This window comes from Leptothermofonsia sp. ETS-13 (genome assembly GCF_049200465.1).
Lineage (GTDB): Bacteria > Cyanobacteriota > Cyanobacteriia > Leptolyngbyales > Leptolyngbyaceae > Leptothermofonsia.
In genome coordinates, this window is the sequence record NZ_CP120836.1 from 2,192,032 (window position 1) to 2,216,079 (window position 24,048).

Annotated in this window: 29 protein-coding genes, 1 tRNA gene and 1 pseudogene; 22 read left to right on the forward strand and 9 right to left on the reverse strand. The window is 49.0% G+C overall.

All coding sequences use genetic code 11. The features are described from left to right. Positions 1-20 precede the first annotated feature (20 nt). Together P4D80_RS09825 and P4D80_RS09830 are read right to left on the reverse strand one after the other, a co-directional pair. Positions 21-344, reverse strand: coding sequence for a hypothetical protein (locus P4D80_RS09825; RefSeq protein ID WP_421658956.1), 324 nt, complete (start codon positions 342-344; stop codon positions 21-23). 121 nt (positions 345-465) lie between these two features. Then, positions 466-1,198 (reverse strand): annotated as a pseudogene (locus tag P4D80_RS09830) (phycocyanobilin:ferredoxin oxidoreductase). Positions 1,199-1,441: 243 nt separating this feature from the next. On the opposite strand from P4D80_RS09830, the gene P4D80_RS09835 reads away from it, so the two are divergent. After that, positions 1,442-1,867 carry a hypothetical protein gene (locus tag P4D80_RS09835; protein ID WP_421658957.1) on the forward strand — a complete coding sequence of 142 codons (426 nt, stop codon included), beginning with the start codon at positions 1,442-1,444 and terminating at the stop codon, positions 1,865-1,867. Between the two features lie 135 nt (positions 1,868-2,002). On the opposite strand, the gene P4D80_RS09840 is transcribed toward P4D80_RS09835, so the two are convergent. Continuing rightward, positions 2,003-2,656: a transposase gene (locus P4D80_RS09840; RefSeq protein ID WP_421658958.1), complete on the reverse strand. Its 654-nt coding sequence runs from the start codon at positions 2,654-2,656 to the stop codon at positions 2,003-2,005. Between the two features lie 668 nt (positions 2,657-3,324). On the opposite strand from P4D80_RS09840, the gene cmr1 reads away from it, so the two are divergent. The 19 genes from cmr1 to P4D80_RS09935 all read left to right on the forward strand — a co-directional run bounded on the left by cmr1 (position 3,325) and on the right by P4D80_RS09935 (position 13,687). Continuing rightward, complete coding sequence (gene cmr1, locus P4D80_RS09845; protein WP_421658959.1) at positions 3,325-4,407, forward strand: type III-B CRISPR module RAMP protein Cmr1; 1,083 nt, start codon at positions 3,325-3,327, stop codon at positions 4,405-4,407. Positions 4,408-4,430: 23 nt separating this feature from the next. Beyond that, positions 4,431-4,592 (forward strand): hypothetical protein, encoded by a 162-nt coding sequence (locus P4D80_RS09850; RefSeq protein ID WP_421658960.1) that lies wholly within the window; start codon positions 4,431-4,433, stop codon positions 4,590-4,592. A gap of 92 nt (positions 4,593-4,684) precedes the next feature. Then, the gene (locus tag P4D80_RS09855) at positions 4,685-5,074 is read left to right on the forward strand and encodes a Uma2 family endonuclease (RefSeq protein WP_421658961.1); all 390 of its coding nucleotides are present in this window, start codon (positions 4,685-4,687) and stop codon (positions 5,072-5,074) included. Then, positions 5,019-6,026, forward strand: a complete 1,008-nt coding sequence (locus P4D80_RS09860; RefSeq protein WP_421658962.1) for a hypothetical protein — start codon at positions 5,019-5,021, stop codon at positions 6,024-6,026. The genes P4D80_RS09855 and P4D80_RS09860 overlap by 56 nt, the downstream gene beginning before the upstream one ends. Continuing rightward, positions 6,011-6,403 carry a hypothetical protein gene (locus tag P4D80_RS09865; protein WP_421658963.1) on the forward strand — a complete coding sequence of 131 codons (393 nt, stop codon included), beginning with the start codon at positions 6,011-6,013 and terminating at the stop codon, positions 6,401-6,403. The genes P4D80_RS09860 and P4D80_RS09865 overlap by 16 nt, the downstream gene beginning before the upstream one ends. A 51-nt stretch (positions 6,404-6,454) precedes the next feature. Continuing rightward, on the forward strand, positions 6,455-6,802 hold the full coding sequence (locus P4D80_RS09870) for a nucleotidyltransferase domain-containing protein (RefSeq protein ID WP_421658964.1): 348 nt from the start codon (positions 6,455-6,457) through the stop codon (positions 6,800-6,802). Beyond that, a complete protein-coding gene (locus P4D80_RS09875; protein ID WP_421658965.1) occupies positions 6,786-7,193 on the forward strand; it encodes a HEPN domain-containing protein in 408 nt (135 codons plus the stop codon). Before P4D80_RS09870 ends, P4D80_RS09875 begins: the two co-directional genes overlap by 17 nt. Further along, positions 7,190-7,621, forward strand: coding sequence for a hypothetical protein (locus P4D80_RS09880; RefSeq protein WP_421658966.1), 432 nt, complete (start codon positions 7,190-7,192; stop codon positions 7,619-7,621). Before P4D80_RS09875 ends, P4D80_RS09880 begins: the two co-directional genes overlap by 4 nt. A gap of 194 nt (positions 7,622-7,815) precedes the next feature. Further along, complete coding sequence (locus tag P4D80_RS09885) at positions 7,816-8,046, forward strand: hypothetical protein (RefSeq protein WP_421658967.1); 231 nt, start codon at positions 7,816-7,818, stop codon at positions 8,044-8,046. 580 nt (positions 8,047-8,626) lie between these two features. Next, positions 8,627-10,078, forward strand: a complete 1,452-nt coding sequence (locus tag P4D80_RS09890) for a hypothetical protein (protein ID WP_421658968.1) — start codon at positions 8,627-8,629, stop codon at positions 10,076-10,078. Positions 10,079-10,089: 11 nt separating this feature from the next. Continuing rightward, complete coding sequence (locus P4D80_RS09895; protein WP_421658969.1) at positions 10,090-10,368, forward strand: RAMP superfamily CRISPR-associated protein; 279 nt, start codon at positions 10,090-10,092, stop codon at positions 10,366-10,368. 84 nt (positions 10,369-10,452) lie between these two features. Further along, positions 10,453-10,617 carry a hypothetical protein gene (locus P4D80_RS09900; RefSeq protein ID WP_421658970.1) on the forward strand — a complete coding sequence of 55 codons (165 nt, stop codon included), beginning with the start codon at positions 10,453-10,455 and terminating at the stop codon, positions 10,615-10,617. Beyond that, on the forward strand, positions 10,587-10,937 hold the full coding sequence (locus P4D80_RS09905) for an RAMP superfamily CRISPR-associated protein (RefSeq protein WP_421658971.1): 351 nt from the start codon (positions 10,587-10,589) through the stop codon (positions 10,935-10,937). The genes P4D80_RS09900 and P4D80_RS09905 overlap by 31 nt, the downstream gene beginning before the upstream one ends. An 82-nt stretch (positions 10,938-11,019) precedes the next feature. Further along, positions 11,020-11,160: a hypothetical protein gene (locus P4D80_RS09910; protein WP_421658972.1), complete on the forward strand. Its 141-nt coding sequence runs from the start codon at positions 11,020-11,022 to the stop codon at positions 11,158-11,160. 288 nt (positions 11,161-11,448) lie between these two features. Next, complete coding sequence (locus P4D80_RS09915; protein ID WP_421658973.1) at positions 11,449-11,643, forward strand: hypothetical protein; 195 nt, start codon at positions 11,449-11,451, stop codon at positions 11,641-11,643. Between the two features lie 35 nt (positions 11,644-11,678). Then, on the forward strand, positions 11,679-11,804 hold the full coding sequence (locus P4D80_RS09920; protein WP_421658974.1) for a hypothetical protein: 126 nt from the start codon (positions 11,679-11,681) through the stop codon (positions 11,802-11,804). Between the two features lie 2 nt (positions 11,805-11,806). Then, complete coding sequence (locus tag P4D80_RS09925; RefSeq protein WP_421658975.1) at positions 11,807-12,565, forward strand: hypothetical protein; 759 nt, start codon at positions 11,807-11,809, stop codon at positions 12,563-12,565. A gap of 251 nt (positions 12,566-12,816) precedes the next feature. After that, entirely contained in the window at positions 12,817-13,059 is a 243-nt protein-coding gene (locus P4D80_RS09930; RefSeq protein ID WP_421658976.1) for a hypothetical protein, read from the forward strand. A 448-nt stretch (positions 13,060-13,507) separates the two neighbouring features. Next, entirely contained in the window at positions 13,508-13,687 is a 180-nt protein-coding gene (locus P4D80_RS09935; protein ID WP_421658977.1) for a hypothetical protein, read from the forward strand. A 170-nt stretch (positions 13,688-13,857) separates the two neighbouring features. On the opposite strand, the gene P4D80_RS09940 is transcribed toward P4D80_RS09935, so the two are convergent. Beyond that, the gene (locus P4D80_RS09940) at positions 13,858-14,457 is read right to left on the reverse strand and encodes a peroxiredoxin (RefSeq protein WP_421658978.1); all 600 of its coding nucleotides are present in this window, start codon (positions 14,455-14,457) and stop codon (positions 13,858-13,860) included. 489 nt (positions 14,458-14,946) lie between these two features. Between P4D80_RS09940 and P4D80_RS09945 the strand changes: the two genes are divergently transcribed. Further along, complete coding sequence (locus P4D80_RS09945; protein ID WP_421658979.1) at positions 14,947-17,025, forward strand: amylo-alpha-1,6-glucosidase; 2,079 nt, start codon at positions 14,947-14,949, stop codon at positions 17,023-17,025. 98 nt (positions 17,026-17,123) lie between these two features. Here the strand turns inward: P4D80_RS09945 and leuD are convergent, their stop codons facing one another. Both leuD and P4D80_RS09955 read right to left on the reverse strand, forming a co-directional pair. Then, entirely contained in the window at positions 17,124-17,753 is a 630-nt protein-coding gene (gene leuD, locus P4D80_RS09950; protein WP_421658980.1) for a 3-isopropylmalate dehydratase small subunit, read from the reverse strand. A gap of 266 nt (positions 17,754-18,019) precedes the next feature. Next, positions 18,020-20,248 carry a protein kinase domain-containing protein gene (locus P4D80_RS09955; protein WP_421658981.1) on the reverse strand — a complete coding sequence of 743 codons (2,229 nt, stop codon included), beginning with the start codon at positions 20,246-20,248 and terminating at the stop codon, positions 18,020-18,022. Positions 20,249-20,603: 355 nt separating this feature from the next. Here P4D80_RS09955 and P4D80_RS09960 point away from each other — a divergent pair, with 355 nt between their 5' ends. Continuing rightward, a complete protein-coding gene (locus P4D80_RS09960; protein ID WP_421658982.1) occupies positions 20,604-21,341 on the forward strand; it encodes a hypothetical protein in 738 nt (245 codons plus the stop codon). Positions 21,342-21,359: 18 nt separating this feature from the next. Here P4D80_RS09960 and P4D80_RS09965 read toward each other — a convergent pair. From P4D80_RS09965 to P4D80_RS09975, 3 genes are all read right to left on the reverse strand, one after another. Then, positions 21,360-21,432, reverse strand: a tRNA-Arg gene (locus tag P4D80_RS09965). Between the two features lie 74 nt (positions 21,433-21,506). Next, positions 21,507-22,673, reverse strand: coding sequence for a murein hydrolase activator EnvC family protein (locus P4D80_RS09970; protein ID WP_421658983.1), 1,167 nt, complete (start codon positions 22,671-22,673; stop codon positions 21,507-21,509). A 203-nt stretch (positions 22,674-22,876) separates the two neighbouring features. Next, positions 22,877-24,007 (reverse strand): hypothetical protein, encoded by a 1,131-nt coding sequence (locus tag P4D80_RS09975; protein ID WP_421658984.1) that lies wholly within the window; start codon positions 24,005-24,007, stop codon positions 22,877-22,879. Positions 24,008-24,048: the final 41 nt, after the last annotated feature.

Consider the following 24,048-nt stretch of genomic DNA (forward strand, 5'->3'; position numbering starts at 1 on the left):
CACAGAATTTGGCAAATTCCTCATCGGTTAGATCGAGGTCTGCCTGACGCTCTTTCAACAGAAGGACGATCGCACCCGTTCCGCGCCTGGGGCGGGTTGCTTTTTGCGATGTACTGCTGCATCAATTCGTTAATGCTGCTCCTACTACCGCCTGAGCGGGCAATCAGGTCATAGCAGGCCAGATATAACGCTTTGCGTAGCTTATCATCGTCATTTAGCGTCTCAACAATTTGGCTGGCATAGTCTGATCGGCAAAACCCAATCACTTCACCCTCGTAGGAAATTGGCAAAAAGGGTTTATCTGAGTTAAATTCCCAGGGCAAAGGCTGATTAATCTTTGCCATCCCGCACCTCATGTGACTGCTAATTGACTCTTCAATGGCATTGAGTTTCAATTCACCCTGCTAAGCTCGACTTTATCCATTTGAGGCATGAGGAAAGGTAGCAAGATCAGAAAAGTCGAGTTTACCCAAAATCAAACAGCACCGTTGTCATGTAATGATTGGCCCAGTCTACACCAAATGCTTTCTCCAGAACGCGACGAGTTTTATCATTTTGTTGTTGTTTGGTGCAATAGTAGCGCTGCCCTGCTAGAATTTCTGCCTGTTTTTTCGGGGGTCGGTTGAGTCGCGATCGCCCGCTGGCAATGAATCTCCAGAAACTCCACCACTCGATTGACAAAGGCCACTTCTTCAGGCTCACTGCCTGGGCGAATAAACAGACAAAATTCTGAGAAGATATCGCCCCACGGCGGCAAATCCCGCGGTTGTGAAAACTGAATCGAAGGAAGGGCTGTTAATGACTGCTGATACTCTGCGGGCAGGGTGCGATCGCCACTGGTGGGAGACAGATCGGCGATCGCCGCACTGATTTGTCCCCGTCCACCCACAATATCCGTCCCAAACATGGGTAAGGCATAGTCGGCTCTGGGAAACATAACGCAGTGCAATATATCTAACGACGTTCCAACCCTGGCCAGTTCCAAATGTAGCTTACGAAACTGGGGAGTTTGGTAACAGCGATTCTCAATCGTTAGCTTCTCCCCCTCTAATCGCCCTTCCACATAGCCCAGTTCAGTCGGGAGGGGGTAAGGCGACAGATCAAGATGACGCTGCCACACGGCTTCAATAGCATTGGCCAGTTGACGAATGGCAGGATGCTGTTGTTCACGCAGGGAGGAAGTGGAGGAAGGCGACATGGGAGGAAGAAAGAAAAAGAAGGAAGAAAGAAGGAAGAAAAAAGAGGAAAGAAGACAGGAAGGGGGAAGGGAAAGGCGACAGGTGGCAAGGGGAAAATGAGTAAGACAGGAGAACAGGGTACAGGAGAATTTACAGACTCCCAATTTTTCGACTTTATCACCAACTGCCCCTCTCTACCCTATCTCTTCCGGTTCTACTAACTTGTCGAAAAAAGGCGTTGCTGAATTTGGGTATGAATATAGATGCTGTATACTCAACATTTCGTTTCGATTCATACGGCTTTTCAGCAACCCCGAATTCCACAAGTAACTGAACCAGCTGCGATCGCCGCCCAGCAGTGCCCCCCTGCTCCCACAGGCGACAAATTGCGCTCAGACAACTGGTCAATGGCATCTTGCGATCAGGTAGGCTTTGTTACCCGCAGCGGATCCAATTTCCCGGACGCTATCAGGAAATCTACAATGAAGCAGTCCAAGATTTGCTGCTCTACATCTGCCAGAACATCCACAAATATGTCGGAGAAAGCCTCTGTCATGAACTGGGCCAATATGCTGCTGGAGCGGCGCTTTTTCAGCGAAGCGATTCCTAAAGTGCTTGGACAGGCTGCGATTCGACGAATCACCCTAGATGATAAGGACTGGCATCCCCTCAGAAATTACCTGCGGTAACGGATGTTCTCAAAGAATGCATCGATTTAGATCTTGCAGCATTCTCGATAAGCCCAATGTAACAAGGGTTGGAGAACAATATTGAACCCCTGTTGAGCAGCAATTTCGGTATAGCATCGGATCAGTTTGGAGTAACTAAAACCAGACAATCGAAGGGAACAAACTCTTCAAAGCTAAATCACTGGCAGCTTTCCAGTCCAAAACTGGTGGCAAAGACCATTGGTCGATCCAATGCGCTAAGAGATAGGCAATCGAGGCAAAAATCGGCCAGCGATAGACACCGAGTTTGGTCGATTGGCCAAAGCGATGTTTGATGGTTTTGAAGAAGCCCTCAATGGACCAACGTCTGCGTCCGAGCCGGACCAAATCTACACCGGAATAGGAATGAATGGAAACGACAAAGCGCAACTCTCGCTTGCCTTCGGCTCGTTTGAGCCAAAACCAGGAGCCCGTCCGTGGATAGGAGATACCTTCTAAATAGACTTGCTGTCCACGCTTGCCGTTGCGATAAAGCTGCTTGAGGTTGCATCCATCTGCCAGTTTGCGGTTGCAGCGCATTCCCACCACCGCTCGCCAAGACCGCTTTCTGACTGCAGCCAGAAAATCGACTAGGCCAAACTCGCTATCTGCTAGCACAATGACCGTCCTACCCCGACTCAAAGCAACTGGAACCTGTGCCAACAATATGCACGCCAGTTGCGATGGACTGGCCGATCCCTTGCCACGCCAAACACGAAAACTCCAATACATCCGCCACTGACCCATTTCTAGATATATAGCAGTAGTCATTATGGTTAGGACAGGGTGCAGGGGGGGAACCCCTGGCTGGGGGCGAAGCCCCCACTCCCTCTCTAATTCCAGTGTCCTAACGCTCCCGCGTAGAGCTATAAAGCGGTAGCCATTATGGTTAGGACGGGGTGCAGGGGGGGAACCCCTGGCTGGGGGCGAAGCCCCCACTCCCTCTCTAATTCCAGTGTCCTAACGCTCCCGCGTAGAGCTATAACTGTAAGAACTTGCTGCACTTCTCTAGACTCGTCAGGTCAATCACCACTCGCAAGGGCCAGTCTTGACGCAGACGAATGCTGGACGACTTGCGGCACTATCGTTTAGCGTGTCGTGCGAATCACAGCACGAGTTGACCACAAATAGTGATTCAGAAACCGACTTAACGAACTGGCTGACTTGATTGGGGTGGGTTGGGGTCGGGGATGCCCCTGAGCTGCTAAAAACAGCCCCATCATTGTGCTGAAGCTGGCTTTTTAATACTCATTTTTAATACTCATTAAGTATTAGACAAAACTATAGACTAACCCTTGGGCGTGTTGAGCAATAGTTTCCATAACCGTTCAATTGAATTTTGATTACCCCCCTTCTTTCAGATTTTTCCCCCTTGGGCAAACCCTTACTGAAACTGGTGTAAGATCTCAGTTGTATTTGGACATGTTGCTCAGGGAAAGATGGAAGTCAAAATTCGAACTCTCACTCATCTCTGGACAGGTGGCATAGACGGCGAAGTTGATCGCATTCACGAAACCGGCATCCTGGGTAGCCTGCGCTGGTGGATGGAAGTGCTGGTACGGGGAATGGGAGGCAATGCCTGCGATCCAACCGAGCAAAAATGCTCATCCAAAAACGGACTTTGTGAGGTCTGCAAAGTTTTTGGCGCAGAAGGGCAAAAGCGCCGATTTCGGTTAGAAGTGCTTCAGGACAACACTCAATCTGATAAAATCGTCTCATCCAAACATGACTATAAGGATAAAGAGGGTAAAACAAAAACACGTATCTCAAGGTGGCTTCGAGAAAAAAAGCCGATATCAGGCACATTCACCGTTCAGGTTCAAAGTCTGCATCTAAACTTTAATCCAGAGATCGTTGTTGGGCTAATTCAATTCATTGCAGATTGGTCAGCGTTAGGGGCGCGTCCTCAGATGGGCTTTGGCGTGATTCAGGTAGAAGGAGGAAGTCGTATCGATACGCAAACCCTCTATGACTGGCTCAAACAAGTAGAAGACAAGCATGAATATCCAGATCTGCCTTCACTACACAACATTTTCTTGTCAAAAATTCAACCTAAGGATTCAAACAAAGCCTCTACCGAAGAAGATTTTACCGAAGAAGATACTTTTAATTTGAAGTATGACCTCCGGCAATTATTCAGACCACAAGCTGAATCAGATAATTTGAAGAGTTTACGCCACTTCATCATGGGCACAGTGGAAGACGATCGCCAAGCTGCCAAGATCAAAATCTCCCGTCCTTACAATGAAAATGGAACCACGGTAATGCGTGTTTGGGGCTGGATTCCTGAATCAGCAAAAGTATGCTTAAAGAATAATCCTGAAAAGGATCTGTACACAAATGACTGGAACAGGGAGAAAGTCATGGATACAATTCATCAACATTTGAACAAAAACTACACTTTACAGGTTTGGCGTGAGATGAACTCACCGAGAGATACAGTTACACCCAATGAAAATGATGTCCAATCATTTTTGTGTAGCTTATTAAACCCTCAAGAGAACAGCCATGCAAACAGTTAATTGAATTATCAGGAGGTAAGCAGATGGTTATCCACATACAGCCCAGGCTTTACGCTCCAGAGGAATATCTAGCATTGGAAGAAGTTGCAGAAGATAAAAGCGAGTACGTAATGGGGAAATTGTACCCATTACGGGTGGCAGCACTGACCATAATCAAATCGCAGGCAACCTCTATGCTCATCTAAAATTTGCCCTGCGCCAGCAACCTTATAAGGTTTTTATTGGAGATGTGCGACTCTGGGTTCCAACTTAGCGGCTATTCACCTATCCCGATGTGATGGTGATTGCGGGGGAACCTGTATATTACGCCGATCGAATAGACACCGTGACCAATCCTCGGATGATAATCGAAGTTCTATCCAAAAGCACCCGCAACTATGACCAGGGCGATAAGTTTGATGCCTACCGCACCACTCCAGAGTTTCAGGAGTATGTACTGGTCGATCAATATCAGGTTTATGTTAAGCAATTTACCAAAACAGCAGAGGGATACTGGTTACTCAAAGATTATCGAGAGGAGCAAGAAGCATTAGATTTTATGTCTGTTGATTGTGCGATTCGCTTGGAGGAAATTTACGAAGGCGTGCAAATGCAAGATCCAGAGGTGCGCAATGCAATACGATTATTATGCCTATCGAAAAGAGCAGTTGAGCAATTTATTCAATGAACTTGATCAATCTGTAGCGGAGTTTGAGCAAGCGAAGCAGTGCAAGGACAAAAATGCACAGCAAAGAGCAGAAGAAAAGAAAAGAGCAGAAGAAAAGATAGAAGAATCTGCTAAAGAACTAGTTCAGATTGAGCCTCACTTGTCTTATTTGTGGTATGAAGCTAAAGGCTTTGAGCATAAAAATCACATCCGTGGCGTTTGGCAAAAACACTTAACTGCCAAATCCATTCCGACTGAATTTCACTTAACTGCCAAATCCATTCCGACTGAATTTCAATTTCTGCCTAAACTCTCTGATCTCGATCGCCTGCCCCGCCTCAGCTTCATGCTACGTATCCCCTTCAAACTACGGAAACCCTACCTGAGCAAAGACGATCGCGCCTTTCACCTGCTCGATAACCCCGTCCGCAAAGACAAGGTGTTTCAAACCCCAATGGTTGCCTCCACCAGTTGGAAAGGGGCATTACACAATGCCATGATCCAACAGTTGGTTGAATGGTGGTGCAACATCGATGATAAGACTAGCCGTACTCATCGAAAAGAGTTGCTTGCTAGACGCATTAGCATTGCGCGACTGTTTGGCACTGAAAAAGGCATTGATATAGACGATAGGGAACTGGAAAGCTATTTAGATAGTTTAGGTGATGATCATTTAGCCCGCTGGTATCGACGTTATATCCGGCGATATATTGCGTCATCTGGTTTCTTTGCGGGACGGCTCTATTTTTATCCAACTTTTTTTGACAAGATTGGGTTGGAGGTGATTAACCCCCACGATCGCAAAAAAGGCACCGGCAAAAATCCCATTTTGATTGAGTGCGTTCCGATCGGTGCAACAGGCGAATTGGTGATTCTGTATGTCCCCTTTTGGAGGTCTGAAAGAATCAGGTCACTGAAGAAGAACGAAAGAAGGAAGAAAAGAAACAAAGGAATGAAGTGGCTGCAGATCTGAAACTAGTTGCCGAAGGTGTACAAGCGATGCTTACGGTCTATGGCTTCGGGGCAAAGACCAGCAGCGGTTTTGGGGTTGCAGCGTTAAACGATGTCATTCAGTTTGGAATTCGAGCAGATTGGTCATGTTTGGAGGATAAATCAACACCAGCTCAACAGCCAGAGTTTTTGAATGAGGATGGTAGCCTCAAATCAGAATTTCTGAATGATGACGGTAACTTCAAATCAAAACTGAAAAACAATACAAAACTTTTTTACAAGGTCAAGATAGAACACACAACAAAAAGCTATACCAGCAGGCTGAAAAATGGTGGAAATCCAGAAATGATAGACCTAAGTTGTTTAGCAGAAGAGAATTTATATCCTTTGAATCACTGATAATAACGGCAGAATCTTGTCGCAACTGACAGCTTACAGAGAATAGCAGCAATGCCTGAATTAAATACAACAACTCGTCAGCAACTTTTGGAAGCAGAGATTCATCGCTATGTGAAAGTATTATGTGAGGATTATAATCCTGAATCAATTTGGGTGTTTGGCTCAATGGCGACTGGTGCCATGCATGAATGGTCTGATATTGACCTAGCGATCGTTAAAGAAACCAATCAACGTTTTCTGGATCGCACCAAAGAGGTGTTGCGGTTGCTACAGCCACGAGTCGGGCTGGATGTGTTGGTCTACACGCATGATGAGTTTGATCAGTTGTGTCAAGATCGGGCTTTTGTACGCGATGAAATTGTGGACAAAGGGAGGATTTTATATGGGCAGAGAGTGTGACTCTTGGCTAGCGTTTGCCCGTGAAGATCTACGGATGGCGGAGTTGGCAATGACAGAAAATCTGTATAACCAGGTATGTTTCCCTGCTCAACAATGTGCAGAGAAAACAACCAAAGCTCTGCTGATTGCTCAGGGGCAAACTCCACCCCGCACTCATCGACTGGGAGATTCGGTGAATTTGCTTGATCCAAATCCTTTGGCTGCGATCGCCCTAGACGTTCAACTCCTCGATCTCTTCTATATTCTTACTCGCCACCCCGATGCCTTGCCCGGTTCGCTACCGGAAGGGTTGCCAGAAGCCAGCGATGCTCAGGAAGTGCTAGCAGTGGCACGGCAGGTATTTGAGATGGTGACTCAGGAATTGAGGCAATCTGAAGGAGGGCAGGCATGAGCCAACTCGAAACTCTGGTCAACCATCGTCAGGCAATTTTACTGGCTGAAGCGATCGGCTGGTTACATGACTACCGTAAATGTTCTCACGATCCAAATCAACGACCACCACGCACACAACTTGCTCAAGAACTGGAGAATAAAGGTTTTCCTGGTATCCTATCGAATCCAAATTTACTAGAATTTTATTTCTCTAGTAGTCACATAGAAAGAGAAAAATTAGAAATTTTGCTTGATGATAGACAGTGGCTATCTGATGAGAAACTTAAGCTAGGTCAAAACTCTGCTTCACTTTTGTTACAATTTTTATCTCGTTGTCACAACACCCCCACTTTGACAAACAAGAACCTACAGGTGGAGAACAAAACCACGCTGATGTACAAACCAGTTCTCCCTTTGGTCTTGAACAAGGTATTCCCAGTGATCTAACAGCTAGACTTTGGACTCTGCCGTGGACAATACTTGCAAATTATTCGATCAGTGGTCGGGCGAATCTCATTGGCTCAATTAGTAAATTATTCACCCAAGTTGGTGCAGATACACGACGACCTATTAATGAGGTCAGTTTGTGGGATTGGGGAACATTAGTAGGCGCACTCTACAAGGCTGCGATTGCTGGTGCCTTGCTATTAGAGCAAGAGCAAATTCCGTTCGTTCTCGATCTACGTTGGCGGCTATTGAGCATTCGAGTGAATGGACTTGAATATATCACTAACGTTATCAGGCTTCCCGACTTGTTGAGTAGACAAGACATCTTAAACGATTCTCTCGATAAAGTTCGTCATCTCCTGGAAGAAGAATATCCTTTAGGGAATGAAGTGTATCGAGACGAGAATGGTAGTCTTTTGTCGTAGCTGATTTGCCAAATCTGTTGAGTTTTACAGATAAGAGTAACAAAACGCTAGATACGTTGATTTTGCAGGCGTTTAAGCAAGGAACATTGAGAAACGATCACAATCTAGCTCTTGGAGGAGAGATTACTCCGATTGTTGAACTAGACAGCACTGCGTGGTGGGGACAAGACCCGGACTGGCAAACTAAGAAATCGACTGAGCAATCTCTCCAAATGAAATTCCTCCAGTTGATAAGGTTCTGGCTCAAACTGTTGTATCACCACCGTCATCTAAAGAAATAAACCTATTTTGGTTAACAGAAAATGTAGCTGATATCTGCACAGTTTGCGGGTTACGTCCCCAAGCTAAAACAGACAGGTTCTCTTCCCGCAAGGTTTGTGAAATTTGTGAGAGACGGCGACTGGGTAGATGTCAATCATGGGCTACCAAGCAATCAAAGAAAACAATCTGGATCGATGAAGTAGCTGATATAAATGCAAGACTTGCTCTCATCACGGGTCACTTTGATCTAGGTGACTGGTTAAGCGGTCAATTGGTTAAATCTCTCGTTCTAAACGTTCCTGGTTCAGGTTCAGGAAGTGTGGTCAAGAATCCATCTTTTAGCCGAATTCGACGGATTTGGGAAACGACCCGTCAGTTTTGGAAAGATGTGAAGGCTGATTTCAAACACTCTCTGACTGATTCTCGCCAACGGTTACTCCTCTATCTGGATCAAACACCGAATCTTCTCCCTTTCCATGTCTATGAACTGGATTTAGGTATTACCAAACTGAGTGTAGCTTGGTATCCACTTCAAAATGATGGCAGTGGTGGATATTTAATTTCAACAGATAATCTCAGTTACACTGCTCGTCAGCTTAAGGCAGATAAAGCAGTATTCACCGATCCAGCTACCGCAGCAATTTTTGTAGAAGATCATATGAAATCAGAGTTTGTTGTACACAGGCGGCCTCTCAAACTCAAGAATCCTGATGTAACTGTCAGTGAGCAAAATCAAAATCTACTGGCAAATCGGTACATTGATAGAACCGATCACCAAGATGTTACCTATTCGACAGCGATTCCCATCTTGGCTAAACCGCGTACCTTTATGGCATTGGTTCCGGCAGATAAGTCACTGGAAGTGGTTAAGGCGATCCAAACCAAATATGAACGGGAGATGGGTAAGGTGAGGAACCGCCTGCCGCTGCATTTAGGTATTGTGTATTTTCAGCGTCGTACCCCGCTACGGTCGGCTTTGGATGCTGGGCGACAGATGTTGAACTACAAAGCACCTGATAATCAGCAACTCTGGCAAGTACAGTCAAAGACTCAGGGACAACTACCCGACGACAAGAAAGAGCTAGCAAATGGTACGAAGCAATTTGATGAGACTATTACTCTGAACTTAACTCAGAGCGATCGCACCATCACTTGGTACATCCCCATCAAAATGGGCGATGGTTCGACTGATGATAATTGGTATCCCTATGTCTTTCTAGAAACAAATGGAGATGACAGCAAAGTGAATGGGCGGCAACGCGCGATCAAGAGCTTGCGACCCGGTGAAACAACCCCCTGTTGGCTAGTTCATGCAGCAGATTTACGAGAGGGAGACCAGATCTACTTTACCCCCTCCACCTTCGACTTTGAATTTCTCGACAGCACCGCCCGCCGCTTCGAGATTTACTACGACGAAAAAACTGGTCGCCGTCCCCGCCGCACTCGCCCCTTTTATCTAGAAGATTTGGATCGCTTTGAGAAATTGTGGGAGATTCTGAAAACCCTAGAAACTTCGCAACGACATCAGGTGATTCACACCATTGAAGCCACCCGTGAGACCTGGTATGGGCAAGATGAGAAAAATGGCGCGCTGACCGATGACGTATTTAAGCAGTTTGTCGAAGATACCCTGGCGAATGCTGCATGGCGCAAGGACAAGAAATGGCGAGATTTCTCTGAGCAGGAACGCCAGCAACTCATCGACGCTGGTGTACGAGGCGAATTGGCAGACTTGGCAGACCTGTATATGGAAATTTTGAAACAGCGGTAAGGATAACCCCAATGGCAACCTATAAACGGCAACGTTACCTGTTTATGACCCTTGACCCGGTGCATATCGGCACTGGCGGCTACCGCCTGGGACGGGTAGACAACAGCATTGTGCGAGAACCGGGCACCAAAATTCCCAAAATTCCTGGCACCAGTTTGCATGGGGCAGCGCGATCGTATGCAGCACAGTTGTATGAAACCCCAGAAGCAGCTGGACAGAGCCATGACAAGATTGAAAATCCTGATGAGAATCCTGTTTGCTATACGTTTGGCTACATCAAAAATCCCTAATGACAACGACACCGATAAGGCAAGGATTTATTCCGGTGTCGTGAATATTTTGATGCCCACGTGCTGCTATTCCCGGTGCATTCGATGGTGGGTCCAGTGTGGGTGAGTACGGTAGAGCGGCTAGAGGAGGCAGGCTTTGATGTGAGTAATCTGCCAAATGCCTGGAATACAGATCAGGCGGTCTTGACCTGGAATCGCACTGACCCACTCAATCTGGGATGGCTAATGGTCGGTGTGGCAGGGAAGTAACAGTGACACCACTCCAGAATTGGCAAAATGAACCACGGTGGCAGGTGATTAAAAGAATTGTCTTGGTCAAGGATTCACTCTTTAGCCATATCGTGAATAGCAACCTGGAAGTCCGAACATCGGTTGCTATTAGTCCTGAAACAGGTGCAGCGGAAGAAGGAGCGCTGTTCACCTACGAAGCCCTCCCCGCGCTACGTTCCTCGCCGCCGAGGTGGTGTTGGATGATTATGGTGTGGGACAGGCAGAAGACGAGAAGCACGAGGGTAATGGTAACGAACAGAAAATGGCAAGCCCTCAAAACGTCCATATCCTTTTCCTAAAAACAAGACTTTCAAAACTCAGAAAGATATACCCGGTGGTGCCTGGAACCATCCACTCGAGGTTGTGAAAGCAGGGTTCCGTATGATTGAGTGGCTAGGCGTGGGTGGCATGGGCACACGCGGGTTTGGGCGGATGGCTGTCGTCGGTGAGCCAATAACGGTGGAGATTGAAGAGTGGTTTAGGCAGTTACAAACCGATCGCCCTCTCAGGAAGCTCAACTAACTACTACGTCATCTGGATAAAGCACCACAGAGACACGGAGAACACCGAGAAAATTAGACTCTCTGCCTCTGTGGTTCATTCACAGGAGATAACCAATCATGAATGATCAACTGATAAACCTCGATCGCCTTGCTGCCCAACATGCCCAAGCAGTAGTCAAAAAGCTAAGGCTGATATAGAAGCTACTGTCACCAAAACATTAGGGGTATTGCAAGAAGATGGTGTCTACGCCTGCTTTCTCTACCTACTGGCAAAGGAAAAGATAACCGTGAGGTGGTAGTTGATGAGATGCTTAGTCTTTTAGAGAAATTGGGTTTTGGCTGGAAGAAACCGATGGAAAACGGAAAGCCTGATTTAAGTGCTGATGTTGTTTTGAAGCACGTTACTGACCATATAACTCAAGACTTGGAGCGCTTGTTGCTGACCAAAGAAACCCTGGAGCAGATGTTGATTTACGCTCGTTATGGGGCAAAGGCTCGTTAGGAACCAGAGAAGAAAAATGAGCAGGAGGTAACTCCGTGACCTGGACAGCCTATCGCGTGGTGTTTAAGCTCAAGTCCCCGATGCACATTGGCTGCGGCAAAGTGGGCAACGTGCAGCGCACCGTTCCTATGTGCCAGGGCGTTCCTTTTGGGGTGCCCTGACCATGCGGCTGACCCGCCATCAGTGTGAGAAGGACAATAAACCAGCAACCAAGTCAGAGGATTATCAGTACATCGGGAAGAAAGTCAATGAGTCATTGGCATACACTTACTTCTATCCTGTAACAAAAGTGAAAGGAGACTACCTGATCCACTTTCCTTGGGAGAATGAGAGTCAATTTCGCCGTCGGTTTCTGAGTAGCTATGCCAGCACTGCTTTGAGTTATCCGCAACAAACAGCAGATGAAGGACTGTTGCATGAAGTGGAGTTTCTCTCACCCCGCACATTGGATGAAGGGAACCAGGTTTATCTAGTGGGTTATGTGTTTGAGAAGGGTTGTGACTCCGAATGGACAAAAGCTTGGCAACAGGCTTGCCATCAGCTGCAATTTGGGGGCGAACGCGGCTATGGCTGGGGGGATGTGCGATGTGTTGAGATGAAGTCGCTTGAGAAACAGGATGACAAATATGATTTATTTAATGGACAAGCGGACTTCATTGATAATCAAGATCAACCTATCATTCAAATTCAAGCAAAACGATTGCTAGCCCATGCCTCCTCAGCCAAAGGTTTAATAGCAACGGGTGAGATAGAACCATTGGTGGGGCGGGAGTGGAAAGTGTCGAATCAAGCTGGGCAGCATGTGGAACAATTTTGTTCTGATCTGTGCTGGGTGCCGGGGAGTGTAGTAGAGCAATCTCTCCACTTCAAGATTGCAAACTTTGGTCTCTGGCATGACACAGATCAACGTGATTTCAGATAATCCAACCTGGCCATTCACGACCAGCTTGGCAACCCCCCAATTACCATTTATAGCTCTACGCGGGTGCATTAGGACATTGGAATTAGAGAGGGAGTGGGAGCTTCGCCCCCAGCCAGGGGTGGAACCCCTGCACCGTTCTGAGCTGTGTAGCTATGCTATAGCACCGCACTCAAGAGTACCTCGACGGGGAACGCATAAAACTGCTGATTTTGTCAAGATGCAGATCAAAGCTTACTAAAGAGAGGCATCTGATGCAAAAAGAAATGTGTTGGCTACCCAGGCTGGGATCGGATGGAACCAAAATCTTACACCTGCGCATGGCTTCCCACGAACCCTGGCGTCCTTACACTAGCTTTCCCCAGTACGCTGTTCCGGATCACCGTGTTCCCAAAGGTTCTAAAGGGTGGGCCACCTATCAAAAGCTGAGGCTGGAAGGTTGGACTCTAGTGCCGTCTGTCCAGGCAGGGTCACAGGGATTCGAAACGGTCGCTTAGAAATGGTCAGGGATGTCCTGGAAACGATGCCCGGCTCCTCGAAGCCTTGACTCCCTCGACGCCCTTTTCAGCATTGCCGCAGAAAGTTTGACGAACCTAAAACCGATCGCAGACATCACGTGCGGTGCGCGCGAGGACCCACATTTCTCCATCGCCTCCATAGAATTACAGATCCCCCGACCTTGGAGATAGAGAGATTCCGCAATCCTTACCAGGGGATTCGGAAAAGATTCTGCCATTGTTGTACTGGCAGATCACCAACCGGAGGAGTAATTCCCTGCATAAAGGCTACCCCTGTTTTACTATCAGTAGCCATACGGATCAGAGCGAGTGGTAGGCCTAGATTGAGGCATCGCCCTTGCTCCTATCATCAGTCAGTTGTAGTAGCTTGTAGTAGCTATTGACTCCCGGTTGATGTTGCCCAGTCCTGCTCGTTGGAAGTCCTCATATGTTCTCACAGTTCAAAAAAGTTCAGTTTCCCATTTGGAAATACCTCAATCAGCCTGTCTTTGATCCCTATATCAAGACCGTTCTCAATCCTCGCGTATTTTGGCGGATCCATTCGATTGAGCTTTTGGAGCGCTGTCTGATGCAGGACGTCACATCCTATGACGGTCGTCGCGATTAGTCTGGATATATCGGAGAGTCGCTCCACCATTTTGCTTTTTGATCCAAAAAGTGTAGGGCAAGCACTGTTCACCCTACACGTTAATTCGTTTCTTCAGATTGTTTGTGAAGAAGGAGAGTTGAGGAAGGTTCTTCCCACCGGGAAAAGCCTTCCTCAATCCAATGGAATCGCTATACAGCTGCAAAGTATTCCTTGGACTTGACGGGATCAGGATTCATGGTCTTTTCACCGGGCTTCCAACCTGCAGGGCAGACCTCATCAGGGTGAGACTGAACGTACTGGATGGCTTGCAGGGTGCGCAGGGTTTCGTCCACGCTACGGCCAAAGGCAAGGTTATTGATGGTTGCGTGCTGAATAATGCCATCTTTGTCAATGATGAACAGTCCACGCAGGGCAATTCCTTCTTCGGGCACCAGGACGTTGTAGGCAGCACTAACTTCTTTTTTGATGTCAGCAACCAGAGGGTAGTTCAGATCGCCAACACCGCCGGATTTGCGATCGGTCTGAATCCAGGCGAGGTGAGAGAATGCACTATCAACAGATACACCCAGGATTTCAGTGTTCAGGGACTTGAATTCGTCGTAGCGATCGCTAAATGCCGTGATCTCGGTAGGACAAACAAAGGTAAAGTCAAGGGGGTAGAAAAATAGAACAACGTACTTACCACGGTAGTCGGACAATTTGATTTCTTTGAACTCCTGATCGACAACAGCAGTTGCAGTGAAATCGGGAGCCGCTTGCCCGACTCGCAAACATCCTTCTTGATGCATGAGTGTAGTAGCCTCCTTGTAGTGGGTGCGCCTATTGGTTAGAGAAGAGTAATCAGTCTCCTCATCACAAAGTCGCATTTACAGCAACTTTATAATGAAAAACTGTTACGAATATATCATAGTCATAACGATTCTGAGTAAGAAATCTTTAAGAAGAAGATGATTGGGGAGTATCCGTAAATTTTTTGCATTGGGACGGGAAATCCTCACCAGAATTTGGTTTGAATGCACTAGAATTGTCTTCTCAAAAAGCAAGGTATAAAGGGTCTCCTGCTATTCCAGAGTGCATCAGCCTCTCCGTGCATCCGGGTAGTCAGGATGATTTAAGACTGACAAACAATTAACAACAATTAACAGTAATAGCAATTTGATTGTTCAATGCGACAGATCAAGGATTTGAGAAGCCAGAAGCCAGGAGCCAGAATAAATCTGGCTTCTTCCATTAAGGCATCTGCCGTCAAGATTATTTAAACCGGTATAAGTGTACGGATGATTGTTGAAGGAATGGATGACCTGGATACGCGGGAGTGGCTGCTGACCAATGGATTGGGCAGTTTTGCCAGTGGTACCGTTTGTGATGCCCGCACCCGCAGCTACCACGGTTGGCTGATTGCCGCTCTAGACCCGCCTAGCCGCCGGACGTTGCTGTTATCCCACCTGGAGGCCAGCCTGGAGGTGGCTGGTCAAATCTTTGCCTTAGGAACCAATTTTTGGAAAGTGGGCAAGATAGACCCTCTAGGCTATCAACTGCTCCGTGTTTTTAGTGCAGACCCGGTACCGACCTGGATTTGGGGTCATGGGGACTGGCAGGTGAGCCGCAAAATTGCTATGCCCTATGGGTTACTTCACCAGGGCGGTGATCCGCGGTTTACCCCAGCTCAACCTCAGGTGACCAATCGGGTGCTGGTGCAGTATCAGTATACCGGCAGCCAGCTTGGGGTTTTGCGGTTACGCCCGTTGATTGGCGATCGCGATTTTCACTATCTACAAAAGCAAGACCCCGACCTGACCTTTTCCCAATTAGTCGGGGCTAATCAGATTTTTCTACAAGCGCTGAAGGGAGGAAAGACTGGCAAACCGGGTACCCCCTGGCAGTTGCGCTGGAGTCATGGGCACTACCAGCCAGAAGGCGTCTGGTATTGGAACTATTACTACCCTCAGGAAGCTAAGCGTGGGCTGGATTATTTGGAAGACCTTTACAGCCCTGGCTATCTCACGGTTTTAATGCAACCGGGAGACACTCTGACACTAGAAGCAAGGGTAGGGTTGCCGACTGAGGCGCTAGCAAATTTGACCTCACTCGTGTTTGATCAAGCGGTTCTGGCGAAACAGCAGCGGCTGGATCGGGAGTTTTTGCATTTACCCCACGTTGTAGGAGTTTATTCTGAAATTTGGGAACACCTGCTACGGGCAAGTGACCAGTTTCTGGTCTATCAAACCTCTGCAACGATGCCTACCATCATGGCGGGGTATCACTGGTTTGGCGATCGCAGCCGCGATACTCTGCTATGTCTACCGGGCTTTGCCCTCACAACTCAGCGCTATGCCCTGGCCCGTAAACTATTGATTCGCCTGGGTCGCCTCTGCTGCCAGGGGTTGATTCCCAATGAACTCTCAGAAGGGGGAGAAGACCCTGTTTTTCGTAGCATTGATTGCTCGCTCTGGTGGATTGAAACTCTGGGGCTATACCTGGAAGCGACTCAGGACTGGGACTTTCTGGCAGAACAGTACATCATTGTTAAACAAATCTATAAAGCTTTTACCGCCGGAACCTTGCACGGCATTCGGGTTGATGCTTCAGATGGATTGATCACCTGGGATGATGCCAGCATTGCCCTGACCTGGATGGATACGCTGGTGGATGGACAACCCGTTACACCGCGGAATGGCAAACCCATAGAGATTAACGCACTCTGGTACTCTGCACTGTGTTGGGCAGAGCAGTGGGCATCCCGGCTCAGCGAAACTCCAAAAGTTCCTAATGCAGAGCGCTTAAAAAACCAGGCTCGCCGTTATGCCCAGCAAGCCCAGGAAGTCAAAGCCTCGCTCCAAAAGTTCTGGAATGCTCAACAGGGTTACCTGTTTGACCGAATTGAACCGGACGATCGCCTGGATATGACGATCCGTCCGAATGCCATCATTGCGCTTTCCCTGCGCCATTGTGCCTTTACCGCCGAACAGGGGCAGCAGGCGTTGCAGGTTGCGTGCGATCGCCTCCTCACCCCCTACGGACTCCGCACCCTGGACCCAGCCGATTTTGCCTATCAGGGACGTTGCGAAGGCCCCCCCCGCGATCGCGACCTGGCCTATCACCAGGGAACCGTATGGAGCTGGCTTTTAGGGCCCTTCATTCGCGCCTGGCAGCGGTTTTACGTGGAAAAGGGACAACCCCTCCCCCTCGATCTCCAGCCATTGATTACCCATTTCTGCCAGGAAGCCTGCTTCTGGGGAATTTCAGAGATCTTTGACGGAGATTTTCCCCATCTGCCCAGAGGGGCGATCGCCCATGCCAGCCCCGTCGCCGAACTCCTGAGGCACTGGCATGATTGGGTAAAGGGCGAGAAGTGAAAGGGGAGGGGAAGGAGAATCGGGTGGAGGGGTGGAGGAGTAAGGGAGTAAAGGACCGTCACCCTATCACCCTGTTACCCTTTCACTCCCTCCCCTCCTCACCCCTCACTTCTCCTACCCCCTACTAACTCACCCCTTGACCAACAGATATAGGGCAGGCTGGCTGCAGTTGCTCGAATGCGATCAGTGTGGGAAACCAGTTGACCGCAGGCATCCCAGGTGCCTGTAATCAGCATCATACGGGCACCTTCACCCATTGAAATGGGAGCAGAAAAGTCACCGCAGTGAACTTGCATTAACTCAAGGTCTACGGTCATGGAAGTCTGGGGGTTTTCAGTGAGAAACGTTTGAAGTTGTTTTACTGTTGTGGAGTCAGCCGTGACACAGGGAATGCCCATCGCCAGACAGTTGCCAGAGAAAATTTCGGCAAAACTCTCACCGATGATCGCCCGAATTCCCCACTTAGCCAGTGCTTGAGGAGCATGCTCCCGTGAGGAACCACAACCAAAATTAGCATTGACCACCAAAATCTCAGCTTCCTGGTACTGGAGTAAGTCAAACGGGTGCTGCCCATTTGCCTGAGCCCGGTCATCCGCAAATACCTGCGCTCCCAACCCATCAAAGGTCACACAGCGCAAAAACCGAGCAGGAATAATCCGATCCGTATCAATGTCGTTACCCACCAGGGGAATTCCCTTTCCTGAAACCGCTTTAATTTCGCTCACCATAGAGAAGAGTTGTTAGTTGTCAGTTATTGGTTGTTAGTGATATGGCCACAGCCACCAGGCTTAGGATGGGGTACAGGGGTGGAACCCCTGGCTCTGAACCCCTGGCTCTGGGGGGAAAGCCCCCACATCCCTTAAAGCCAATGTCCTAAGCAGCCTGTCGACAGCTATAGTGAGTGAGGAGGCGTGAGAAGGGAATAGGGGAACGGGGTGATAGGGTGACGGTTCTTTACTCCCTCACGCCCTTACTCGCTCACCCATCCATCCTTTCACCCCTTAATTCTCCAGATTCTGATTGTACCGTCCCAACTGGCACTGGCGAGGGTTGTGTTACTGGCGAAAGCCACGGCTGAAATGGAAGCATGTCCAGCAAGGGCTGTGATTTCTTTGCCAGTGCGGGGATTCCAGAGTTTGAGGATTTCGCTGCCGATCGCCAATATTTTGCCATCGGGACTGAACGTCAGAGAATAGATGCGACCGGATTCGGGTGGAAGCGTGCGTTTTTCGCGCCAGGTTTGGGTGCTCCACAGCTTAACCGTGCCATCCCAACTGCCGCTGACAAGGGTTTTACCATCAGGACTGAAGGCCAGAGTAGAGACGGTTTGGGTGTGTCCTTTGAGCGATCGCACTGGTTGCCCCGTATCCATCTCCCAAACGGTGATTACAGCCTCTCCCCCTGCACTTGCCAGCAGATTGCCATCAGGGCTGAATGCCAGAGAATCAACCCGCCCAGGGTGCCCCTGCAATTCGCCCTTCTCGCGCTGATGAATCAGATCCCACAATTTGATCGGATCTTTGAGGCTGCCGCTCGCCAGAATGTGCCCATCGGGACTGATGGCCAGGCTAAGGACAGTATCAGTATGGAGGTTGAGGCTGCCCAACCGTTGCCCACTGTGCAAATCCCAAAGTCGAATGCTTTTATCTGCACTACCGCTAATCAGCAAATTACCATCCGGGCTAGCGATGAGGGAATAGATGAGGTCGAGATGCCCGGTCAGAGGGCGAATAGGCTGAGCTGCCTGGATCTCCCAGAGTTTGATAGTGGTGCCGCTTGTGTTTGCCAGGATAGGAGCGGTGGGGCAGAGGGCGATCGCATACACCTTGCCTGAACTAGTGAATCGATGGACACATTGCCAGTTCTGAGGTTGGGGCGTACGGATCTTCGCTTTCGATTGTCTAGCAGAGGCTAGCTGCTTCGGAACGGTTTCTGCGGCAGTGGGAACAGCTTCAGGATTTCGGGGGCGTTTAGCCTGGACGATTGCAGAGAGAATGTCAGCCCCTGAAGTTTGAGGAGTTGATAAAGGCAACTGAATTTCCAGATCTTTCAAAACCTCAGCGGCAGACTGATAGCGCTGGCTCAATCCCGGTTCCAGCATCCGGCTTAGAACTCGTCCCAGCCGTTTGCTCACTGGACTGGTCAAGAAATTCCGCCATATCCAGGCGTTTTGGCTGGTATCAAACAGGTCAAAGGGCGATCGCCCCGTCAGCAGATGAACACAGGTCACTCCCAAACTATAGAGATCACTGGCAAAAACAGCTCTCCCCCTGGCCTGTTCCGGTGCCAGATATTCCGGGCTACCAATGGCTGTTCCGGTTTTAATCAAGGCTGTACCAACGGCGGCTTTTGCAGCCCCAAAGTCCACCAATACCATCTGCCCACTCAAAGCTTTACCACTTTTCAGCCCATACTTGCGGCGCATTTCATAGAGCAGCCGACTGGCATCAGCCACCAAAAATTGCCGTTGAGAGTAGGTGAGGTCAGGATAGCTGCTAAACAGGGTTGCTATCTGCTGCCAGCGTCCATAGTCGGTCAAGTCCATATTTCGGGGTGGTTTTGCCAGACCCTGACTCAGGAATTCACTAAACCGTTGCTGGCGATTCAGCATATCCCGAAAACCCTGTGCAGTTTCAACAGAAAGGGCTTGCAGCATCCCTGCCCAATCGACAGAGTTCGCCCGTCCTCTGCCAGCTTTACTGCCCGGAGTCAGAATAATATTACTGGGCTTCACATCCCGGTGAATTACCCCATGGGAATGAATGAATTCCAGGACTGGCAATAAACTGATGAGGACTTCCCAGATTTGGGGTTCGCTAAACACCCCCTGCTCTTGCAACAGTTCGGCGAGGGTCTTGCCATTGACATACTCCTGCACCAGGTACTGATGCTGATCCTGGCTAAAGTGGGCCAGCAGGGCAGGAATTTGCGGATGGTTACCAAGCTCTTCTAGACGGAGAGCTTCTTGTTCAAATAAATCGGCGGCCTTCTTGACGTGATGAGTACTTTGGGAATTGGGCAGAAACTGTTTGATGACACAACGCGGTTTGGAAGGCTTATCTTCATCGATCGCCAGAAACGTTCTGCCAAAACCACCCTGGGCAATAGGCTTGATAGGTCGGTAGCGATCTTTGAGCAGCAGTTTCGCTCCACAGCTCCGGCAAGACTGAATTTTGTCCGGATTCTGAGGCTTCCGACAGCTAGGGTTGAGACAGTAGCTCATAACCTGGGAGCGAACAGCAAATATATGATAAGCGTTCCCCTGCATTTGCCTGTTGGAGTTGGAAAATTACCTGGATGAATTTCTTGTAGAGCTATTGGAGCGGGTTATTTGGCTGTGGTAGCTTGGCAACAGGCTTATCAGGAGTTAGGAGTCAGGAGTCAGAAGCCGGGAATGTTAGCCAGGCTTAGGTCAAGCTGTACTAGTTTCAGGGTTGCAGTGGTTGACTATCCGTTATCAGACTGCTTCGTTTGCCATGCTGAATTTAGACAATCTTTGTAGAACCGGTTGCTCGAATTTGGGTTATCACTTTTCCCCTACCAAAAATAAACAGTATGCTTTCCCTGTAGGACGTGTGGTGAAGTGTTGGAGAGCTGGGTTAGGGCTGACATTGCTATTAGGGACGGGTAGTTGCTCCAGACTGTTGCAGTTACCAGAACAGAAGCAGGCATCGGAGGCAGAGTTACAGTTTCAAGTTAAACCTGCTGCACCGGGAACCTATGTGCTCACCGGTACCACCAATCTGCCGAATCGGAGCCAGATCCGGGTGGCCGCTATCCGCTATCTCTATCCCTCTAACCGGGCATCGCGTGAACTGAACCCGAAGCCAACCTATTCCATCCTGGCGTATCAAGCAGTGGAGGTGAATCAGGGAAAATGGCAGGCTTCGCTGAATCTCTGGAAAGCTGCTCAGGATGGTCGCTACCAGGAGGCATGGCAACTGGATCAGCCCAGACTCAAAATTGCCCTGAAGCCAGAATCAAAGGTTGTGTTTCTGGCAACCCACGTTGTGGATTCCCGTTCAAACCATCTTCTGAAATTAGATCAGCAATTGAGAGCGCAGGGTAAAACGCTGGAAAACGGGGTTTTGCTGACAACGGTTGACAATCGCCGCTATTTGCAATCGACCCAGAAAGTAGCGATCGCCCTTCCTACCGGAAAAATCAACCCTCCACCCATACGCTCAGAAGATGTGAATGGTGGTTGGGGAAACCGCTACTTGATGCCAGGTGAACCTCCCAATCCGATCAAGCTGGAGTTTCCTGAAAATCGCAAAACCAACGCTCTCCCGTCCCCCGTAGAATTTATGAAATGATGGTTCTGGTCAATGCTACGAGCATGGAGGGATTCGAACCCCCGACCCTCAGAACCGGAATCTGATGCTCTATCCACTGAGCTACATGCCCTCGTACTTGTGAGAGTATAACACGGGAGAAGAATGAGGGGATGGACAACTAGAAGGAGTAGGGCCTGTAAAGGATTACAGGTATGCCAATGGATCAATTGGTTCGCCATTCTCACGGACTTCAAAGTGCAGGTGAGGTCCAGTAGAAAGGCCACTAGAACCAACCGCAGCGATCGCGGCTCCCCGTTGAACAGTCTGACCTTCAGATACGTACAGTTCGCTGCTGTGGGCATACAAACTGGTAATGCCGCCTCCGTGGTCGATAATCACTGCGTTGCCATAGCCACCATACCAGCCAGCAAAAATAACTGTGCCGCTGTCGGCTGCATAAATAGTGGTGCCGTAATCTGCGCCGATGTCCAGTCCGGCATGGAACCGCTCATATCCCAGAATAGGATGGGTACGCCAGCCAAACCCACTGGTAATCTCGCCCACACAGGGCATGAGCATTTGCCCGGTTCCACGATAAGCCGTACCTCCGGGAATCCGTTGCCTGATCAACTGAGTAATGGTTTGGGAGTCTCTGGCTAATTGAGCTTCAGCCGCTTCCAGGGCTATGCGGTCAGTCTTCAACCGCTCAATTAAGCTTTTTTGAGAATCTGCCTGGGCTTCAAAGTCTGACTTTTGTGCCAGAAGTTGCTGGGTCAATAGGGAAATTTCATTTTTCTTCTGCTCAACCTGATTACGCTGCTGCTCAATGCGATCGGCTTCCTTTTTAAGTCTTTTCAACATCTGCCGATCTGTTTCGTAGACCAACTTAAGCTGGCGGCGGCGGTCTAAAAATTCGTTCAAGTTCTGGCTTTGCAACAACACAGCCCAACCCCGCTCAATCTGCTGCCGTTGCAAGAAACGCAGCCGAGCAACAGTTGCAAACTGCTTCTGCTGATAGGCTTGTTCAGCTTTAACCAGGGTGCTCTCCAACTCCCGTAGTTGCTTCATTGCCTTCTGAAGGCGGTTCTCGCTTTGTTTAATCTGCTCGGCAGTCGCTTTGATATTTTTCTGTAGCCCTTTGAGGTCCCCCTCAGCGGCTGTCTGCATCTTTTTAAGGCGATCGCGCTCCCTAGCAACCTGCGATCGCTGCTGTTCAATTTGCTGCTGCTGCCTTCGCAGCTCATCAATCGACCCCGCCTGCGCAATCTGCACCGAATTGGAAACCATCTCAGCATCAACCGGATTGATAACCGGATAAGTCAGCGCCCGCCCCCCTACGGCCCAAAACACGGCTCCCCAACAAAGAACCACCAGAACTGCTTTAAGGAACCAGTCCAGCTTCGTAGCACGCCTTCGAATTAGATTTGGAATCCCGAAATCCATTCTCCTCCCACCAGCAGCACCGTCAAACAAGACACCATTATGACCGTGCTTTAGATTTCGGCAAGGGGATGATAAAAAGTTTTGCAGCGGAAGTGAGAGCGTTTGATGAAGTTTTTAGTTTCCCTCTTCTCCTACCCCTTCTTCTCCCTTACACCTGACCAGCGGTAATTCTTCACGGTGTCCCAGGCAATTTGTTGATAAATCTTTGCCTGTTCAGCGGTGAGCCCGGTTTTTTCAAACGTGGTTCCTACCGGGCTTTTCATGTAAATGCAGGCGTAGAAGATAAGCGCAACCAGGTAGCGGCCTTTTGAGCTTAGATGAACTTCATCACTGAAATGTTCAGCAAAAAAATCTTTGATGCCTGGAACCCGTCCTGCATCCACTTCACGCTTCAAATTGACCAATCCCAGCCCACCAGGGACGATGAGAACGGGATTGCCATCGTTCTGGTCATCTAACCGCTGGCGAACGGCTTCATGGTAGGCCAGGTGGTTCATGACGGCCTGTTCCCAAGTCTTTGCAGGACTCAAACCCAATCCTTCTACGCTTCCCTTAGCGTGGGACCAGGGATCATCCAGGTTTCTATCGGGCCACTGGGCATAGACCCAGAGCTGAACGTTGGGGCTTTTTTGGCGAGCCAGACGATAAAAGCGACCAGTATATTCTGCCTCGTTTTCAAGGGAGCGATTGTGACCTGCAAAGGGTTGGGTAGACAGATGATCAATGGGAGCTTTTGTGTCAAAAACCACCCGGTAGTCTGCTTCGCCCAACGCTTCACCAGGATGATTCCAGTTCCAGTCGGTTGGCGCACCGGGGATAGTAGAGCGGAGGAAGACGTGGTTATAACCTGCGCTGCGGGCGATCGCTTCTAGCCAGCCATCAATGGAATCGGTGAGGCTGTTGCCGATGTGATAGGTCCGCTGCCCGGTGGTGACAGGGGGACGTGCACTCAGGAGGGCTGCGTTTGCAGAATCTGCCTTACCTTCAACGGGCGAAAGCACTGGAGAGCTGGCAAATTGCCCATCGGAAGCCGTCATAGAGCAGCTTTGAAGGAGTGGTACTGCGATCGCAACCCCTATTGCCAATACCATCGCCTTTGCAATCCGTCGATTGCCTGTCCATCGGTTCATAACTCCTTCTCCCTGAATGAGTGAATTGACAGCACTCTCCAGCCATTGCCGTGCGTTAGCGATCGCCATCATGTCACATCTTTTCTGGAAATATGGCTGGACTACCAAACTTTCTTCATCGGTTTGATACATCTTTTTGATACATCTTTATCAAGCCTTCAAGGTATATTGGA

What these genes read in the sequence shown, in the direction of transcription:
- leuD (WP_421658980.1), bottom strand. Translation starts at nt 17,753, where the DNA reads ATGGTGAGCGAAATTAAAGCGGTTTCAGGAAAGGGAATTCCCCTGGTG.
- P4D80_RS09875 (WP_421658965.1), top strand. Translation starts at nt 6,786, where the DNA reads ATGGGCAGAGAGTGTGACTCTTGGCTAGCGTTTGCCCGTGAAGATCTA.
- P4D80_RS09825 (WP_421658956.1), bottom strand. Translation starts at nt 344, where the DNA reads ATGGCAAAGATTAATCAGCCTTTGCCCTGGGAATTTAACTCAGATAAA.
- P4D80_RS09955 (WP_421658981.1), bottom strand. Translation starts at nt 20,248, where the DNA reads ATGAGCTACTGTCTCAACCCTAGCTGTCGGAAGCCTCAGAATCCGGAC.
- P4D80_RS09855 (WP_421658961.1), top strand. Translation starts at nt 4,685, where the DNA reads ATGGTGATTGCGGGGGAACCTGTATATTACGCCGATCGAATAGACACC.
- P4D80_RS09935 (WP_421658977.1), top strand. Translation starts at nt 13,508, where the DNA reads ATGTTCTCACAGTTCAAAAAAGTTCAGTTTCCCATTTGGAAATACCTC.
- P4D80_RS09925 (WP_421658975.1), top strand. Translation starts at nt 11,807, where the DNA reads ATGCGGCTGACCCGCCATCAGTGTGAGAAGGACAATAAACCAGCAACC.
- P4D80_RS09945 (WP_421658979.1), top strand. Translation starts at nt 14,947, where the DNA reads ATGATTGTTGAAGGAATGGATGACCTGGATACGCGGGAGTGGCTGCTG.
- P4D80_RS09900 (WP_421658970.1), top strand. Translation starts at nt 10,453, where the DNA reads ATGGTGGGTCCAGTGTGGGTGAGTACGGTAGAGCGGCTAGAGGAGGCA.
- P4D80_RS09835 (WP_421658957.1), top strand. Translation starts at nt 1,442, where the DNA reads ATGCTGTATACTCAACATTTCGTTTCGATTCATACGGCTTTTCAGCAA.
- P4D80_RS09930 (WP_421658976.1), top strand. Translation starts at nt 12,817, where the DNA reads ATGCAAAAAGAAATGTGTTGGCTACCCAGGCTGGGATCGGATGGAACC.
- P4D80_RS09840 (WP_421658958.1), bottom strand. Translation starts at nt 2,656, where the DNA reads ATGACTACTGCTATATATCTAGAAATGGGTCAGTGGCGGATGTATTGG.
- P4D80_RS09860 (WP_421658962.1), top strand. Translation starts at nt 5,019, where the DNA reads ATGCAATACGATTATTATGCCTATCGAAAAGAGCAGTTGAGCAATTTA.
- P4D80_RS09870 (WP_421658964.1), top strand. Translation starts at nt 6,455, where the DNA reads ATGCCTGAATTAAATACAACAACTCGTCAGCAACTTTTGGAAGCAGAG.
- P4D80_RS09895 (WP_421658969.1), top strand. Translation starts at nt 10,090, where the DNA reads ATGGCAACCTATAAACGGCAACGTTACCTGTTTATGACCCTTGACCCG.
- P4D80_RS09910 (WP_421658972.1), top strand. Translation starts at nt 11,020, where the DNA reads ATGATTGAGTGGCTAGGCGTGGGTGGCATGGGCACACGCGGGTTTGGG.
- P4D80_RS09940 (WP_421658978.1), bottom strand. Translation starts at nt 14,457, where the DNA reads ATGCATCAAGAAGGATGTTTGCGAGTCGGGCAAGCGGCTCCCGATTTC.
- P4D80_RS09905 (WP_421658971.1), top strand. Translation starts at nt 10,587, where the DNA reads ATGGCTAATGGTCGGTGTGGCAGGGAAGTAACAGTGACACCACTCCAG.
- P4D80_RS09975 (WP_421658984.1), bottom strand. Translation starts at nt 24,007, where the DNA reads ATGTATCAAACCGATGAAGAAAGTTTGGTAGTCCAGCCATATTTCCAG.
- P4D80_RS09915 (WP_421658973.1), top strand. Translation starts at nt 11,449, where the DNA reads ATGCTTAGTCTTTTAGAGAAATTGGGTTTTGGCTGGAAGAAACCGATG.
- P4D80_RS09850 (WP_421658960.1), top strand. Translation starts at nt 4,431, where the DNA reads ATGGTTATCCACATACAGCCCAGGCTTTACGCTCCAGAGGAATATCTA.
- P4D80_RS09880 (WP_421658966.1), top strand. Translation starts at nt 7,190, where the DNA reads ATGAGCCAACTCGAAACTCTGGTCAACCATCGTCAGGCAATTTTACTG.
- cmr1 (WP_421658959.1), top strand. Translation starts at nt 3,325, where the DNA reads ATGGAAGTCAAAATTCGAACTCTCACTCATCTCTGGACAGGTGGCATA.